We start from the raw sequence: 13,742 nt of genomic DNA on the forward strand, positions 1-13,742 counted from the left end.
GCATGTTCGGGGGGCTCCAGCATTGGATCGAAGCGCAGCGGACGCGACCACCGGCGCCGACACGGGCGTGGATTTGGACGCTGGCCTTCGGGATCGCGACCCTGCTCTTCGGCCTCTATCTGGGCCAAGTCTTTCCGCAGACCGGCCATGACATCGCTCCCGGCTATGGCGCCCCCGTCCTCGCGTTCGAATTCGCGGGCAGCCAGGCCGATCTCGAAGCGATCTTCGGCTTCTTCACCGACCCCGACCAAGTGACGCGCCTCGCCGCGATGCGCACCGGCAACGAACGCGACTATCTCTACATGCTGCTCTACGCGAGTTTTCTTGTCAGCGGCTGCATCGCGCTGTGGCGCGAACTTCGGCTGCGCGCGCTGCTCGCCGCCGCCGTGCTGCCGGTCGCTGCGGCGCTCTGCGACGCATGGGAAAACTGGCTGCTCTTCGACATCCAGACCGCCTTCACGCTCGGCGACTATTCGCCCGCGATGGCGAGCCTTCCCTATCCGGTAGCGGCCAAATTCCTGCTGCTCGCGGCGACCAACGTCATGATCGGCGCGGCGGCGACGCGGCTCGGCCGCTGGTGGGCGCTGTTCGGGACGCTCGCAATCCTCGCCGCGATCCCGACCGTGATGGCGCTCATCACCCCCGCCGCCTTCGCCTGGGCGCTGATCCCGTCGGCCGCGGGCGGCTGGCTGCTGCTCCTCGCACTCGCCGCGACGGGCAGCTGGCGGGCCCTCGCCCGCAAGCAGCCGCTCGTCGACTGGAACGATGGTGCGCCCGAACCCGCGACGCCGGACGCCACCCCACCCGCCCGCCGCGTCTTCGGCCGCCGCCGCACCTGACCCCCTTTCCACTCCGGCGATGCAAGTCTAGGGAAACCCCGAATCCCCAAAAAGGGCGAAAGGCTGCACATGAACACCGTGATCATCCGCGAAGACGACCTGATCGAAACGATCGCCGACGCGCTCCAGTACATCAGCTATTTCCATCCGATGGACTATATCCGCGCCTTGGGCGCCGCGTATGAACGCGAAGTGTCGCCCGCCGCGAAGGACGCGATGGCGCAGATCCTGTCGAACAGCCGCATGTGCGCCGAGGGACACCGCCCGATCTGCCAGGACACCGGTATCGTCACCGTCTTCATCAAATGGGGCATGGACTGCCGCCTCGACAGCCCGCGCAGCCTGCAGCAGGTCGTCGATGAAGGCGTGCGCAAGGCCTATCTCCACCCCGAAAACAAGCTGCGCGCCTCGATCCTTGCCGACCCGGCATTCAGCCGCGTGAACACCAAGGACAACACCCCGTCGGTCCTCAACGTCGAAATGGTCCCCGGCAGCAAGGTCGTGATCGACGTCGCCGCGAAAGGCGGCGGCAGCGAGAATAAGTCGAAGTTCAAGATGATGAACCCGTCGGATTCGATCGTCGACTGGGTGCTCGAAATGGTGCCGCAGATGGGCGCCGGCTGGTGCCCGCCGGGCATGCTCGGCATCGGCATCGGCGGAACCGCCGAAAAGGCGATGCTGCTCGCGAAACAGTCTCTGATGGACCCGATCGACATGACCGAGCTGCTCGCGCGCGGGCCGTCGAACCCGACCGAGGAACTGCGCATCGAGCTGTATGAAAAGGTCAATGCGCTCGGCATCGGCGCGCAGGGGCTCGGCGGTCTTGCCACCGTGCTCGACGTCAAGATCAATGACTGGCCGACACACGCCGCGTCGAAGCCCGTCGCGATGATTCCCAATTGCGCCGCGACGCGCCATGCCCATGTCACCCTCGATGGCAGCGGCCCCGCCTTCCTCGAACCGCCGGTGCTCGCCGATTATCCGCAGATCGACTGGGCGCCTGACAAGGCCGCGATCCGCGTCGACCTCGACACTCTGACCCCCGAAGTCGTCGCAAGCTGGAAGCAAGGCGACCGCCTGCTCCTCAACGGCAAGATGCTCACCGGCCGCGACGCCGCGCACAAACGCATCGCCGACATGCTCGCCAAGGGCGAAGAGCTGCCCGTCGAATTCAAGGGCCGCGTCATCTATTATGTCGGCCCGGTCGACCCGGTGGGCGAGGAAATCGTCGGCCCCGCCGGTCCGACGACCGCGACGCGCATGGACAAGTTCATGGACCTGATGCTCGATCAGGGCCTGCTCGCCTGCGTCGGCAAGGCCGAGCGCGGCCCCGCCGCGACGCAGGCGATCGCCAAGCACAAGAGCGCCTATCTGATGGCGGTCGGCGGCGCGGCCTATCTGGTCGCGCGCGCGATCAAGGGCAGTAAGGTCGTCGGCTTCGCCGACCTCGGCATGGAAGCGATCTACGAGTTCGACGTCAACGACTTCCCCGTCACCGTCGCGGTCGACAGCGAAGGCCAGAACGTCCACGTCAACGCCCCGAAGCTGTGGCAGAAGCGGATCAAGGACGAGGGGTTGCTGGAGAAGGCGTGACATGCGCTTCCGCCCGCTCGGCTTTGCCTTTGAAGTGCGGACCGCGCTCGATCTTGCGGAAAGCAAGCGAAGGGTCAGGCAGTGCAAATACGGGGTGTTTCATCCCGATGACGGACCGCGCGGCTTCATTCTCGGCCGCTTCATCTGCTTGTGGAATAGTATGATCGACAGGCAGGGTCCCATGTTGATCGGGTGGATGTTTGAAGACGGATCGGGCTGCCGCATCAAGGGACAATCGGGTTCCGACCTGAATGGCATCCTGTCGTTGGTGATCGTGGGGATAATCATTTCGATCGTTGCCGTAATGGCCATCCGCAACGGACACGGAAACACCTCCTTCTACGTGATGATGACGCTGTCCATGGTTGGGCTTGCCATTCTGCTGATTGCCGCCAGCAACGAGCGTCGCGAGGGAATGCCCCTCGTCCAGTTTCTTCAAACGGCAACGGGCGGCGATGAACGGCACGAGTTTCGCTGACAGTATCTCGCCCGTACTTGCCTTCCACGATCAAAAGTCCAACACTCCCCGCGACATAAACAGCCAGGGGACGCAGCATGGATTTCCGTAACGTCGACAAGCTGAACCGCCGCGACATGATTCGCGGCACCGCGATGCTCGGCGCGGGCGCCGCTTTCATGCAGCCGATCCCGCTCTGGGCGCAGTCGGGAACGATGGCCGACATCCGCAAGGCCGCCGAGGCGGGCAAGGACGCGTCGATCAAGCGCATCCGCGACTGGATCGCCCTCCCCTCGATCGCCGCCGAGAATCGCAGCATGGCCGAGGGCGCGGCCTATATGGCCGAGCTCGCGAAGGACGCGGGCTTCACCCATGTCGAGATCGTGCCGACCGACGGCCACCCCGGCGTGTTCGGGACGATCGACGTCGGTGCCCCGCGGACGCTCGGCATCTATTTCATGTACGACGTCAAACAGTTCGACCCCACCGAATGGTCGTCGCCGCCGCTTGAGGGCAAGATGGTCGATCGCCCCGGTTTCGGGCAGGCGATCATGGGCCGCGGCGCGGTGAACCAGAAGGGCCCCGAGGCAACCTTCCTCGCCGCGCTCCACGCGATCCGCGCCGCCGGACGCAAGCTTCCGGTCAATATCGTGCTCGTCTGCGAGGGCGAGGAGGAGATCGGATCGCCGCACTTCCGCCAGATCGCGACCAAGCCCAACATCCTCGCCGCGCTCAAGAAATGCGAAGGCATCTTCATCCCCTTCGCTTCGCAGGGCAAAACCGGCAACGTCACGGTCAACCTGGGGTCGAAGGGAATCATCGAACTCGAACTCGTCGCGAGCGGCGAGAAATGGGGCCGCGGGCCGAAGGGCGACGTCCATTCGAGTCTCAAAGCCATGGTCGACTCGCCGGCGTGGCGGCTGGTGCAGGCGCTCCAGACGCTCGTCACCCCCGATGGCAACAAACCGGCGATCGAGGGCTGGTACGAAAATGTCCGCCCGCTCACCGAGCGCGAAAAGACGCTGATCCGCGAAGCCGCGAAAGCGGGCGACGAAACCGCGCAGAAACAGGCGCTCGGGATCACCCACTGGATCGACAATCTCTCTTACGACGACGCGCTGATCCGGCTCGCGCAGGAACCCACGGTCAATATCGAGGGGCTCGTCGCGGGTTATACCGGCCCCGGCGGCAAGACGATCCTGCCCGGCCGCGCGGTCGCCAAGCTTGACCTTCGCCTCGTCCCGAACCAGACGCGCGCCGAGGCCGAGAAGAAGCTGCGCGTCCATCTCGACAAACACGGCTTCACCGATGTCGAGGCCAATGTCTCGGGCGGCTACGACCCGACCGAGGTCGCTGAGGACAGCCGCCTCGTCCGCTCCGAACTCGCGACCTATAAAAAGCTCGGGGTCGCGACGAGCCTCAACCCGCGGATGGCGGGGAGCTGGCCCGGCGCGACCTTCACCGCGCCGCCCGTGTCGATCCCCGCGGCGCATTTCGGCATCGGCCACGGATCGGGCGCGCACGCCCCCGACGAATATTTCCTCATCGATTCGACCAATCCCGAGGTCGCCGGGCTCGTCGACGCGACGATGGGCTTCGCCGAATTCCTCTATGTCCTCGCGGCGATCAAATAGGGAACCACCGCTCCTCCCCATCGCTGCGCGACAGGGAGGATCTGAAAATCAGAACCCGTAGACCAGGCTGAACCGCGTCTGGGTGTCGACGCTTTCGATTCCCGGCGGCGGGCTGGTGTCGATCTGCGCCGAATAGGCGATCCGCGCCGACAGCGCGCCAGTCAGCTTGGCATTGAGCGCGGTTTGCGAGCTGGTCGAGCTGTTGGTCGTGCCAACGATCGTCGATGCGACCTGCGTCAGCCGCAACGTCGGCGACAATTGCCAGCCGAAATCGAGCCCCGCGAGCGCGGTCAATTCGGTGTCGTTGCCGCCGTCCACGAAAGCGGTCTGGCGGAACGCCGGGCCGCCTTTCAGGCTCAGCGTCATCTTCTTGGTATCGACGACCTTGTAGCCGAGCCCGCCCGACAGGTTCCAGCGCGTGTCATAGCCGAGAATCCGGTCATGCTCCCAGCGGCCGAGACCAAAGGCAAAGGTGCGCTCGTCGATCCGGTACTGCGGCTCCAGCTCGGCCAGATAGCGTTCGACCGATGTCTTGCCGTTGGTGCGCTGGTAATCGGCCTGCGCGCGCAGCTTGTGCGTCCAGTCGATTCCCTTGCGCGCGAGAGCGAGGCCTGCGCTGAGACCCGCCGAACTGGTATTGCCGCTGCTCTGCGACGCGCCGATCTGCCCCTCGCCCTTCCAATTCTCCCAGAATTTCGCCGCCGCCAGCTTGGCGCGCGCGGCCGCCGCCGCCTCGTCCTTCAATCGCTGCCGTTCGGCGCGATAGGCGACGACCTGTTCCTCGATTTCGGCGGCGTCCTCCGGCGTGGTGGCCTTGGCGAGCTTCGCCACCGCCTCGACATCGGCATCCTTGCCGCTCGCCATGGCGGCGGCGAGCATGTTGCGCACCGGATCGAACGGAACCTCCGGCGGGTGGCCGCTGCGATAATAGGCGAGGAGCGCGTCGATTTCGCCGATGTTGGCCGGATGCGTCTGCCGGGCGAACTTTGCCACCGCTTCGACATCGTCATTGTTACCGCTCGCGAAGGCGGCGTCGATCATCGCGCGCAGCGCATCGGGCAGTGGCGGATCGGGCGGCACGAGCACGACCGGGAGCGGGGCGGCCACTACCGGGTCGACGAGCAGGGGGTTGACGAGCAGCGGGTTCGGCTGTGTCGGATCGACCGGTTCCTGCGCGGCGTGCACGGGCACGGCGGCGAACGCGAAAGGCAGGCAAAGCGCGGCCAGGGGAGGGAGAGCTGTCACCGAAGACGTCCTTCTTTGGGGGTGGAAGCCGGGTTCGTTCGATCGTCCGCGCGGGGCCGGCGCGCGTGCGATGCGCCCCTATAACCCGAAAGTTTCTGGCATTTCCACCCCGCCTGCCCCATCTGCAATCCTATGCTGATCGCCATCATCGCCATTTTCTGCGCCGGCATCGGCAATTTCGCGATGCACCGCGCCTTCATGGAAAGCGACGATCCGCTGATCCAGCAGATGGTGAAACCGCTGGCGGACAAGGTCGGGCCGAACATCACCTATGTCTTCGAATTCCTGCTGCTCGTCGGCGCGATGGCGATCGCGACGCGGAACTGGTTCGCCGCGCTGATGCTCTATGGCCTCTATACGATCTTCAACGCGATGGCGTTCAGCTGGATCATGCAAAGGCCGCGGTAAACGGAAGCGCGGCGGGTTTGGGCCGGAAGCGGTCATATTAACATCGTCATCCCGGCGAAGGCCGGGATCTCGCCGGTGCTTCCTTGCGATAGGGTGAGATCCCGGCCTTCGCCGGGATGACGAAAGTTGGGAAGTGACCGCTTCCCACCCCAAGGCCGACGCTGAGCCGCGGGCATCAAGCCACCCCGTGGTACCACCACACCCCATCGCGGTTCTCGCGCTGCACGCGCCCTTCGACCTCCAGCCGCTTCAGATGTGCGAGCGCTTCGCCCGTCGCCAGCCCCTGATTATGCTCGCCGATCGGGCGGTTGAACAGCAGCGGGAAGCTGTCGACCGCGCGCATCGGCGCCTTCGCCGCGGCTTCGGCGAGATTGTAGAGCCGCATCCGGTGCTCGTCGCGCAGCGCCACCAGGCGGACGTGCAGCCCGTTGAACGGCTCGCCATGCGCGGGACAGACGGTGACGTCGGCGGGAACGACGCGGAGCAGCTTGTCGATCGACGCGAGCCATTCGCCCAAGGGGTCGGCGTCGGGTTCGGTGATGTTGACCGAGACGTTCGAGCTGATCCGCGGCAGCACCTGGTCGCCCGAGACGAGAACGCCCTCTTTCTCGTTCCACAGGCACGCATGTTCGGGGCTGTGTCCCGAGCCGGTGACGACGCGCCACTGGTGTCCGCCCATGTCGAGCGTCTCGCCGTCGGCGATCCGCACATAGGAGCGCGGCAGCGTGAAGATCATGCGCTGGAACATGTTCCAGCCACGCGAACGCTGCGCCTCGATCGCATCCTCGTCCCAGCCCGCCGCCCGCGACTGCGCCAGCACCTCGTCGGGGGCCGTGTCGGCGGATTCGGCGACGATCGCGCGCGCGGTCAGCATCTCGCCGCGCGTCATCCACAGCTTTACGCCCTGTTTCTTCGCGATCCAGCCGGCGAGGCCGATATGGTCGGGGTGGAGGTGCGTGCCAATGACGCGCGTGATCGTCTTGTCCGCGAGCGCGCCGGCATAAAGCGCCTTCCACGCGTCGGAGCACATCGTCAGGCAAATGCCGGTGTCGACCACGGCAACGCCGTCATCCGCATCGTCGAGCAGCCAACTGTTGATATGGCCCAGCGACCCCGGCATCGGGATGCGCGCCCAGCTGATCCCCGGCGCGATGCGGATCGTCTCGCCCGGCCCCGGCGCGGCGTCGCCCCATGGATAGGTCAGCCCGGCGTGGCTCGTCGCGGTAAAGCTGTCGTCCTGGGTCAGCGAGGCGTCCGGCGAGCCGCTGGCCGCCGGGATATGGTCCTCGTCGCCCTCCGACATCAAACCGCTCGAGTCAATAAATAGGGACTGTCCCTATTTAACGAAAGCGGCTTTGCGTGGAGCGGACTGGTCGCTCCAGTTAAATAGGGACTGTCCCTATTTATTGGCGCCCCGCCCGTCACGCGTCAGTCTGCCGCCGCGTCGTTCGCCGTTTCGCTGGCTTCTTCGGCGGCACGCGCTTCGTTCGCCGCGGTGCGTTCGGCGCGCAGCTCTTCGAGCAGCGCTTCGCGGTCGCCCTCGAAGCGGCTGTCCTCGGGCGCCTTGATCCCCGCCTTCTTCGCCGCCTTGGCGACGAGCGCGTCAAGTTCGCGCTGCGAACAGAGGCCGAGCGTCACCGGATCCTTCGGCACGATGTTCGCGCTGTTCCAGTGGCTGCGGTCGCGGATCGCGCCGATCGTGTTGCGGGTGGTGCCGATCAGCTTGCCGATCGCGCCGTCCGATACCTCGGGATGGTTCTTGAGGATCCAGGCGATGCCGTCGGGCTTGTCCTGGCGCTTGCTGACCGGGGTGTAGCGCGGGCCGCGCGTGCGGCGAATCGTGTCCTGCGCCTGCTTGCTCATCTTGAGCTTGTAGTTCGGGTCGTCCTGACCCTTTTCGATTTCGTCCATCGACAGTTCGTGCGCGCGGACGGGATCGCGGCCGGTATATTTGGTCGCGGCGGTCTCGTCGGCGATCGCCTGGACCTCGAGGATGTGGATGCCGCAATATTCGGCGATCTGGACAAAGGTGAGACCGGTGTTGTCGACCAGCCAGGCGGCGGTCGCATGCGGCATCAGCGGGGTGGCATCGGCGTTGGCCATGACGATAAGGTCTCCAAGCGGAAATAATAAGGGCCGCCCCTCGCGGGGCGGCCATTCGGCGGTCGATGTAGACCTGTTTTAGGTTGCGGGCAAGGGCTGGTCGTCGGCGGCGAAACCCGCAACCGATTCGACGAGCCACGCGCAAACCGCCCGCACATCGGCACAGGCCATATTGGCCGGCGTCGCGAGCATGTGGTAGCTTTCGCCTTCGATGACCGGGCCGAAGGGGTGGACCAGCAGTCCCGCCTCGATTTCCGGACGCGCGAGAATCAGGCTGCCGATCGCGACGCCATGCCCGGCGACCGCCGCCTGCAGGGCATGATCGTCCGAACTGAAACGCGGCCCTTCGTCGACGGCCAGCCCCTCCATCCCGGCAAGCCGCGCCCATCGCCGCCAGTCGGACGCGTTGGCGGGCTGGCGCCATTCGACATGCAGCAAGGTCGCGTGCATCAGGTCTTGCGGCCCCGACAGGCCCAGCTTCGGGCTGCAAAGCGGTCCGAAACGTTCCGAGAAAAGCGGTCGGCCGACCAGCCCGTCAAAGGGCCCGCGACCATAACGAACCGCCACATCGGCCAGCCCCGCCGCCAGATCGACGGGCTCGTTGGAGGAATGCAGCCGCAGGTCGAAATCGGGAAAGCGTTCGCGAAACGAGCCGAGCGCGGGCAGAAGCCTGCGCGCGGTAAACTGGATCGTCGCCGTCAATGTCACCGCCGCGCGCCGCGGCCCCGGCGCGAGATCGGCAAGCGCCCGGTCGAACATGTCGAAGCCGTCGCGCAATGGCGGATAGAGCCGCTCGCCCGCTTCGGTCAGCGCGACCTGCCGCACCTGGCGAATGAACAGCGCGAGGCCCAGCACATCCTCCAGCAGGCGGATCTGGTGGCTGATCGCCGTGGGGGTCACCGCCAGCTCGTCCGCCGCCTTGCGAAAACTGAGATAGCGCGCCGCCGCTTCGAAGGCGCGCAATGCGCCTAGCGGCGGAAGTTTCCGGTTTCGTATCATAGATGAGGAAAATCGATCCATTGGCTGAGATATTCGCGTTCGACCAAGAGATTTATAGCGAGATATACTCTTCCGGTCATCAAAACAAATGAACTGGATTATCCCATGACCATCCCACAGGCATCGGCGCTTAACATACTCCACATCGATTCCAGCGCCCGGCCGGGCCTTTCGGGTCGGGATCGGCACGGCTCGCACAGCCGGCGTTTGAGCGCGCGCCTCGTGCGCCGATGGTCGAGCGCGCGGCCGCAGGACCGGATTGTCTACCGCGACGTCGGCTCGGTCCCGCCATCGCATGTCGACGCCGAATGGATCGCCGCCGCCTTCTCCCCACCCGAAAAGCGCAGCGACGAACAGCACGCCCGGCTGGCCGAAAGCGACCGGCTGATCGCCGAACTGATGGCGGCCGATCTCGTCGTCGTCGGGGCGCCGATGTATAATTTCGGCATGCCCGCGCCGCTGAAGGCCTGGCTCGACAATATCGTGCGCGTCGGCGTCACCTTCGGTTTCGACCGGAAACGTGCGGGCGAACCCTATTGGCCGATGCTACCTGCCGGAAAACGGCTGGTCGTCCTCGGCGCCCGCGGCGATTACGGCTATGACCCGGGCGGGCGTCAGGCGGACGCCAATTTCGTCGAGGTCGGCCTGAAAGCGCCCCTCGCCTATATCGGGCTTCGCGACGCCACGTCGATCGCGATCGAATATGACGAATTCGCCGACGAACGCCTCGCGCGATCGATCGCCGCCGCCGAAGGCGCCGTTGACGCATTGGTGGACCGATTGATCGGGGAGCGGGCCGAGCCCTTGTCCGCCCGGCCGCTATCCCCTGTGGGGTGATCGCGCCCGGCTCCTACGGGCCGCACTGCCAGAGCCCGGCGAAGACGCGCCGCGCACCGTCGGCGCGATCGGCGGTCAGCGTCGCGGGGCGCGGCGGCGATTCGCCGCCGCCCTGCGCCGGACCGGTGGGTGCCACGCGCAACTCCATTCCCTTGGCATAGAATTTCGTGCCCTTCGCCATCCTGTCGAAGCCGCCATTGGCGGAGACGGTCTCGATCGTATCGCCAATCTTCACGATACCGCGCGACGGCTCCTCGGATGCGACATCGCCCTGCGCGAGCAGGATCGGCTGCGCGCCCTCGTCGTCAGCGTCAACGAAGCTGCACGCGAGTTCGCCCTTCAGCTTGGCACCGCTCACGTCAGCCTCGGTCAGCGCGGCGAGCTCGATCGGCGAACCGTCGCCGCCGCGCGTCGGGACGTCCATCGGCTTGATCGCGGGCGGCCGCTTGGCCGCCTTGTCCTCCGGCGCGACTTCGCCGTCATAGGATGCGGTCGCGGTTTTGTCGGTTTCGGCGGGCTGGGAACAGGCTGCGAGGGCAAGCGAGAGAGCGGTGGCGGGAAGGAGCAGGTTACGGAAATTCATCTTACGCATATTCATCGGGAGAAATCATCCTCTTGATTGGCCCCCCGTTCCGGAACCGCCGAACATGACATGCGTTCCCTCGGCCCATCCCACCATCAGCACAATCTTCCCCACATGCGCGCCCGCCTCCATCCGCGTATGCGCCGCAGCGGCTTCGGCGAGCGGAAAGCTCTGATCCATCGCGGGCTTCCACGCGCCGTCGGCGAGCCGCGGCCAGAGCGTGCGATGAATCTCGTCGGCGAGCAGCGCCTTGAACTCGTTGCTGCGCGCGCGCAGCGTCGACCCGGTCAGCGTCAGCCGGCGGCGCATGACCTGCGAAATATCAACCTCGACCTTCGCGCCGCGCTGGAAGGCGATCGTCACATGCCGCCCGTCGTCCGCAAGGCATTCGATATTGCGCGGCATATAGTCGCCGCCGACCATGTCGAGCACGACCTCGACGCCGCGGCCGCCGGTGAACGCCTTCACCGCCTCGACATAATCCGCGCTCGAATAATCGACGGCAAGATCGGCGCCGAGCGCGGTCGCGGCGGCGCATTTGTCGGCGCTGCCGCATGTCACGATCACCTTGATACCGAACAATTTGCAAAGCCCGATCGCGGTCGTCCCGATGCCGCTGGTGCCGCCATGGACCAGCACCGTCTCGCCCTCGCCGACATAGGCGCGCTCAAACAGATTGTGCCACACGGTGAAGACGGTTTCGGGCAGCGCCGCGGCTTCGGCCATCGAAAAGCCCACTGGCACCGGCAGGCAGCTGCCGACCGGCGCGGTACAATATTCGGCATAGCCGCCCCCCGCGACGAGCGCGCATACCGATTGCCCGAGAAGCTCGGGATCGCCGCCCGGCCCGACCGCGGCGATCACTCCCGCGATCTCGAGCCCCGGCAGGTCCGACGCGCCCGTCGGCGGCGGATAAAATCCCATGCGCTGGAGCACATCGGGGCGGTTCACCCCCGCCGCGGCGACGCGAATCAGCACCTCGCCCGGCCCCGGCTGCGGCACCGGCCGCACTGTCGGTTGCAATACTTCGGGCCCGCCCGGCGCACTGATGGCGATGGCGGTCATGCTCGATGGCAAGCTGGTCACTTCAGAAATCCCCCACTGGTCCCTCATTCCGGCACCCCTGCCCCGCCTTATTGACAGTGCGGCGACACGGGTCAACAGTCGCGCGCCATATTAGCCTTAGGGACCAGGAGGATGCGCCATGGACGATGACGACCTTCCCCGCCGCCGCGACGATGTTCTGACGGCGCTGACCCGACAGCCGCTCGACCCCTTGTCGGTTGACGAATTGGGCGACCGTATCGCCGCGCTCGAAGGCGAGATCGCGCGGATCAAGGCGCATCGCGCCGCCGCGACGAACCAAAAGGCCGCAGCCGAAGCGCTGTTCCGGAAAAGCTGAGCGGGAAATCGCCGGCGCCCGCAAGGAACGCCGGCGATATCGCCCCTTACGCGACCTCGGCGTAGCGAAGCAGATCGACCATCGTGAAATCGTCGCCCTTTTTCGACGCGTCGACCGTCGGCAGGAAGGGCTGCCATTCGGGGTCCTGCGACAGATAGGATCCCTTGTCGCCCTGTAGCAGGCCGAGGAACACCTCGGTGACGATCCGCGCGCCGACGGGCCCCAGCCGCTCGCCATTCTGCGTCACCTGCGCCTCGCGCAAGATGTAGAACCAGAGCGGCGTGCGGTCGTCGAAGCCGTGCGGCTTGAGATCGGCGAGGTCGCCCTTCGACAATTCGGGCAGCTTCATCGCGCGTGCCACCCGCTGCCCCGACGGCAGCGAGAAGGTCAGGTGGCGGAGCAGGTTGCGCTGCGCCAGCGACGCCGGGTTCGTCTTCGGATCGGGGTTGGGTACGACCGAGCCCGGCAGGCGGAACAGCGAGGTCGACAGCGTCGTGTCGATCTTCTTGTTCGGCTTCACATTGCCGTCGCTGAAATCGAAGAAGGTCGGCCAGTCGATAAAGCGCCGCGGCGCGCGGCAGCCGCCCGAAAGATCGTCGGGATCGTCGGGGTCCGACGGCGTCGCGGTAAAGATCATCCCGAAAAAGGGATTGCCGCCGTCGCCGGTGAAGTTCGCGCGGTACGACGGCCGCACCTGACTGTGGCCGAACCGATAGGCGGCGACTGAAAACTCAACCGGAATGTAAGGCTCGTTGTGCCAGCTGTAATATTTGCGGCCGTTCGTCAGCACATCGTCGACCACCGCATCGCCGCACGTCTTGCGCAGGAATTCATGGACGATCATCCATTGATAATGCCAGCGCACGATCCGCTGTGCCTCGGCGAAAATCTCGTCCGAAACGGTCAGCTTGATCTTGGTCTTCACATAGTCGACGACCCGATTGTGGAACTTCAGGAACGCGACCTGAAGCTGGCCGATGATCAGATTTTCGTCGTCGCGCGGGTCGGCGATCAGCGCGACATTCTGGCTGTTGCGCGGCAGGTCGAACTTGTCCGCGGCCCCCGTCGGTTCGAGCAGGAACTTGCCGCCCTTGCCGCCCTGCGTATCATAAAGATGCGGGCTGCCGCCGGGGCCCGCGCCATAGACATTGTCGAGCCCAAAGCTGGGGGTACGGAAATTGGCGATCTGCTCGGGATCGACCTGCCGCTCGAGGCTCGAGGTCGGGTCGAAGGTCATGTCATGGTCGAGGAACTGGCCGAGGAAGGTGAAACCCGCGGTCAGGTTCGGGTTGTCGCTGTTCTTCACCGACAGCGCCGGGTTGGTGATCAGTTCGGCGGGGGTCTTGGTCAGATTGTCCTTGGCATCCATGATGCCGCCGACCTTGCCGATCTCGATCAGCGCGGCGCGGACATCGGGGGTATCGGCGGCAAAGGGCGGCAATTCGCCGAACATGCGGCCAAAGCGGCCGGCGTCGGAATATTTGGAGCGCGGCGGAACGATGTCGCGCGGATATACGCCGTGACGAGGCATGGCAGTCTCTCCTATGGTTTTTGGGATTGTCGGGACGATCCACCCACCAAGAGAGCTGGCATCCGCTGTTTTAGGCGCGAACCTGCGGCAAGGATTGCGCCGATCCGGGCG

General features: G+C 65.7%; 14 protein-coding genes. 7 read left to right on the forward strand and 7 right to left on the reverse strand.

Translation table 11 applies throughout. From position 1 onward, the window contains the following. The first annotated feature begins 2 nt into the window (after positions 1-2). The 4 genes from GGR90_RS04330 (at position 3) to GGR90_RS04345 (ending at position 4,523) form a co-directional block, all read left to right on the forward strand. Complete coding sequence (locus GGR90_RS04330; RefSeq protein ID WP_209023554.1) at positions 3-839, forward strand: hypothetical protein; 837 nt, start codon at positions 3-5, stop codon at positions 837-839. A 69-nt stretch (positions 840-908) separates the two neighbouring features. Then, positions 909-2,432 carry a fumarate hydratase gene (locus tag GGR90_RS04335; protein ID WP_167919619.1) on the forward strand — a complete coding sequence of 508 codons (1,524 nt, stop codon included), beginning with the start codon at positions 909-911 and terminating at the stop codon, positions 2,430-2,432. A gap of 1 nt (position 2,433) precedes the next feature. After that, positions 2,434-2,910 (forward strand): hypothetical protein, encoded by a 477-nt coding sequence (locus tag GGR90_RS04340; protein WP_167919621.1) that lies wholly within the window; start codon positions 2,434-2,436, stop codon positions 2,908-2,910. 77 nt (positions 2,911-2,987) lie between these two features. After that, entirely contained in the window at positions 2,988-4,523 is a 1,536-nt protein-coding gene (locus GGR90_RS04345) for a M20/M25/M40 family metallo-hydrolase (RefSeq protein ID WP_167919623.1), read from the forward strand. Between the two features lie 48 nt (positions 4,524-4,571). Here GGR90_RS04345 and GGR90_RS04350 read toward each other — a convergent pair whose 3' ends face one another. After that, positions 4,572-5,768, reverse strand: a complete 1,197-nt coding sequence (locus GGR90_RS04350; protein WP_342449885.1) for a DUF481 domain-containing protein — start codon at positions 5,766-5,768, stop codon at positions 4,572-4,574. Positions 5,769-5,900: 132 nt separating this feature from the next. On the opposite strand from GGR90_RS04350, the gene GGR90_RS04355 reads away from it, so the two are divergent. Beyond that, positions 5,901-6,176, forward strand: coding sequence for a hypothetical protein (locus GGR90_RS04355; RefSeq protein WP_136173288.1), 276 nt, complete (start codon positions 5,901-5,903; stop codon positions 6,174-6,176). A gap of 175 nt (positions 6,177-6,351) precedes the next feature. Here GGR90_RS04355 and GGR90_RS04360 read toward each other — a convergent pair whose 3' ends face one another. The 3 genes from GGR90_RS04360 to GGR90_RS04370 all read right to left on the reverse strand — a co-directional run bounded on the left by GGR90_RS04360 (position 6,352) and on the right by GGR90_RS04370 (position 9,242). Then, complete coding sequence (locus GGR90_RS04360) at positions 6,352-7,479, reverse strand: MBL fold metallo-hydrolase (RefSeq protein ID WP_167919625.1); 1,128 nt, start codon at positions 7,477-7,479, stop codon at positions 6,352-6,354. A 125-nt stretch (positions 7,480-7,604) separates the two neighbouring features. Beyond that, positions 7,605-8,252, reverse strand: a complete 648-nt coding sequence (locus GGR90_RS04365; protein WP_167920813.1) for a DUF1013 domain-containing protein — start codon at positions 8,250-8,252, stop codon at positions 7,605-7,607. Between the two features lie 105 nt (positions 8,253-8,357). Then, on the reverse strand, positions 8,358-9,242 hold the full coding sequence (locus GGR90_RS04370; RefSeq protein WP_245198387.1) for a LysR substrate-binding domain-containing protein: 885 nt from the start codon (positions 9,240-9,242) through the stop codon (positions 8,358-8,360). A gap of 141 nt (positions 9,243-9,383) precedes the next feature. On the opposite strand from GGR90_RS04370, the gene GGR90_RS04375 reads away from it, so the two are divergent. Further along, positions 9,384-10,115, forward strand: coding sequence for an FMN-dependent NADH-azoreductase (locus tag GGR90_RS04375; protein ID WP_167919629.1), 732 nt, complete (start codon positions 9,384-9,386; stop codon positions 10,113-10,115). A gap of 13 nt (positions 10,116-10,128) precedes the next feature. On the opposite strand, the gene GGR90_RS04380 is transcribed toward GGR90_RS04375, so the two are convergent. Both GGR90_RS04380 and GGR90_RS04385 read right to left on the reverse strand, forming a co-directional pair. Beyond that, on the reverse strand, positions 10,129-10,713 hold the full coding sequence (locus GGR90_RS04380) for a hypothetical protein (protein WP_167919631.1): 585 nt from the start codon (positions 10,711-10,713) through the stop codon (positions 10,129-10,131). Positions 10,714-10,722: 9 nt separating this feature from the next. After that, positions 10,723-11,763 carry an NAD(P)H-quinone oxidoreductase gene (locus GGR90_RS04385; RefSeq protein WP_245198388.1) on the reverse strand — a complete coding sequence of 347 codons (1,041 nt, stop codon included), beginning with the start codon at positions 11,761-11,763 and terminating at the stop codon, positions 10,723-10,725. Between the two features lie 139 nt (positions 11,764-11,902). Between GGR90_RS04385 and GGR90_RS04390 the strand changes: the two genes are divergently transcribed. Continuing rightward, positions 11,903-12,100, forward strand: coding sequence for a DUF1192 domain-containing protein (locus GGR90_RS04390; protein WP_167919633.1), 198 nt, complete (start codon positions 11,903-11,905; stop codon positions 12,098-12,100). A gap of 46 nt (positions 12,101-12,146) precedes the next feature. Here GGR90_RS04390 and GGR90_RS04395 read toward each other — a convergent pair whose 3' ends face one another. Then, complete coding sequence (locus GGR90_RS04395; protein WP_167919634.1) at positions 12,147-13,631, reverse strand: peroxidase family protein; 1,485 nt, start codon at positions 13,629-13,631, stop codon at positions 12,147-12,149. Between the last annotated feature and the right edge of the window lie 111 nt (positions 13,632-13,742).

The sequence above is a fragment of the Sphingopyxis italica genome (assembly GCF_011926545.1).
Classification (GTDB): Bacteria; Pseudomonadota; Alphaproteobacteria; order Sphingomonadales; family Sphingomonadaceae; genus Sphingopyxis; species Sphingopyxis italica.

What these genes read in the sequence shown, in the direction of transcription:
- GGR90_RS04330 (WP_209023554.1), top strand. Translation starts at nt 3, where the DNA reads ATGTTCGGGGGGCTCCAGCATTGGATCGAAGCGCAGCGGACGCGACCA.
- GGR90_RS04335 (WP_167919619.1), top strand. Translation starts at nt 909, where the DNA reads ATGAACACCGTGATCATCCGCGAAGACGACCTGATCGAAACGATCGCC.
- GGR90_RS04340 (WP_167919621.1), top strand. Translation starts at nt 2,434, where the DNA reads ATGCGCTTCCGCCCGCTCGGCTTTGCCTTTGAAGTGCGGACCGCGCTC.
- GGR90_RS04345 (WP_167919623.1), top strand. Translation starts at nt 2,988, where the DNA reads ATGGATTTCCGTAACGTCGACAAGCTGAACCGCCGCGACATGATTCGC.
- GGR90_RS04355 (WP_136173288.1), top strand. Translation starts at nt 5,901, where the DNA reads ATGCTGATCGCCATCATCGCCATTTTCTGCGCCGGCATCGGCAATTTC.
- GGR90_RS04360 (WP_167919625.1), bottom strand. Translation starts at nt 7,479, where the DNA reads ATGTCGGAGGGCGACGAGGACCATATCCCGGCGGCCAGCGGCTCGCCG.
- GGR90_RS04365 (WP_167920813.1), bottom strand. Translation starts at nt 8,252, where the DNA reads ATGCCGCATGCGACCGCCGCCTGGCTGGTCGACAACACCGGTCTCACC.
- GGR90_RS04375 (WP_167919629.1), top strand. Translation starts at nt 9,384, where the DNA reads ATGACCATCCCACAGGCATCGGCGCTTAACATACTCCACATCGATTCC.
- GGR90_RS04380 (WP_167919631.1), bottom strand. Translation starts at nt 10,713, where the DNA reads ATGAATATGCGTAAGATGAATTTCCGTAACCTGCTCCTTCCCGCCACC.
- GGR90_RS04385 (WP_245198388.1), bottom strand. Translation starts at nt 11,763, where the DNA reads ATGACCGCCATCGCCATCAGTGCGCCGGGCGGGCCCGAAGTATTGCAA.
- GGR90_RS04390 (WP_167919633.1), top strand. Translation starts at nt 11,903, where the DNA reads ATGGACGATGACGACCTTCCCCGCCGCCGCGACGATGTTCTGACGGCG.
- GGR90_RS04395 (WP_167919634.1), bottom strand. Translation starts at nt 13,631, where the DNA reads ATGCCTCGTCACGGCGTATATCCGCGCGACATCGTTCCGCCGCGCTCC.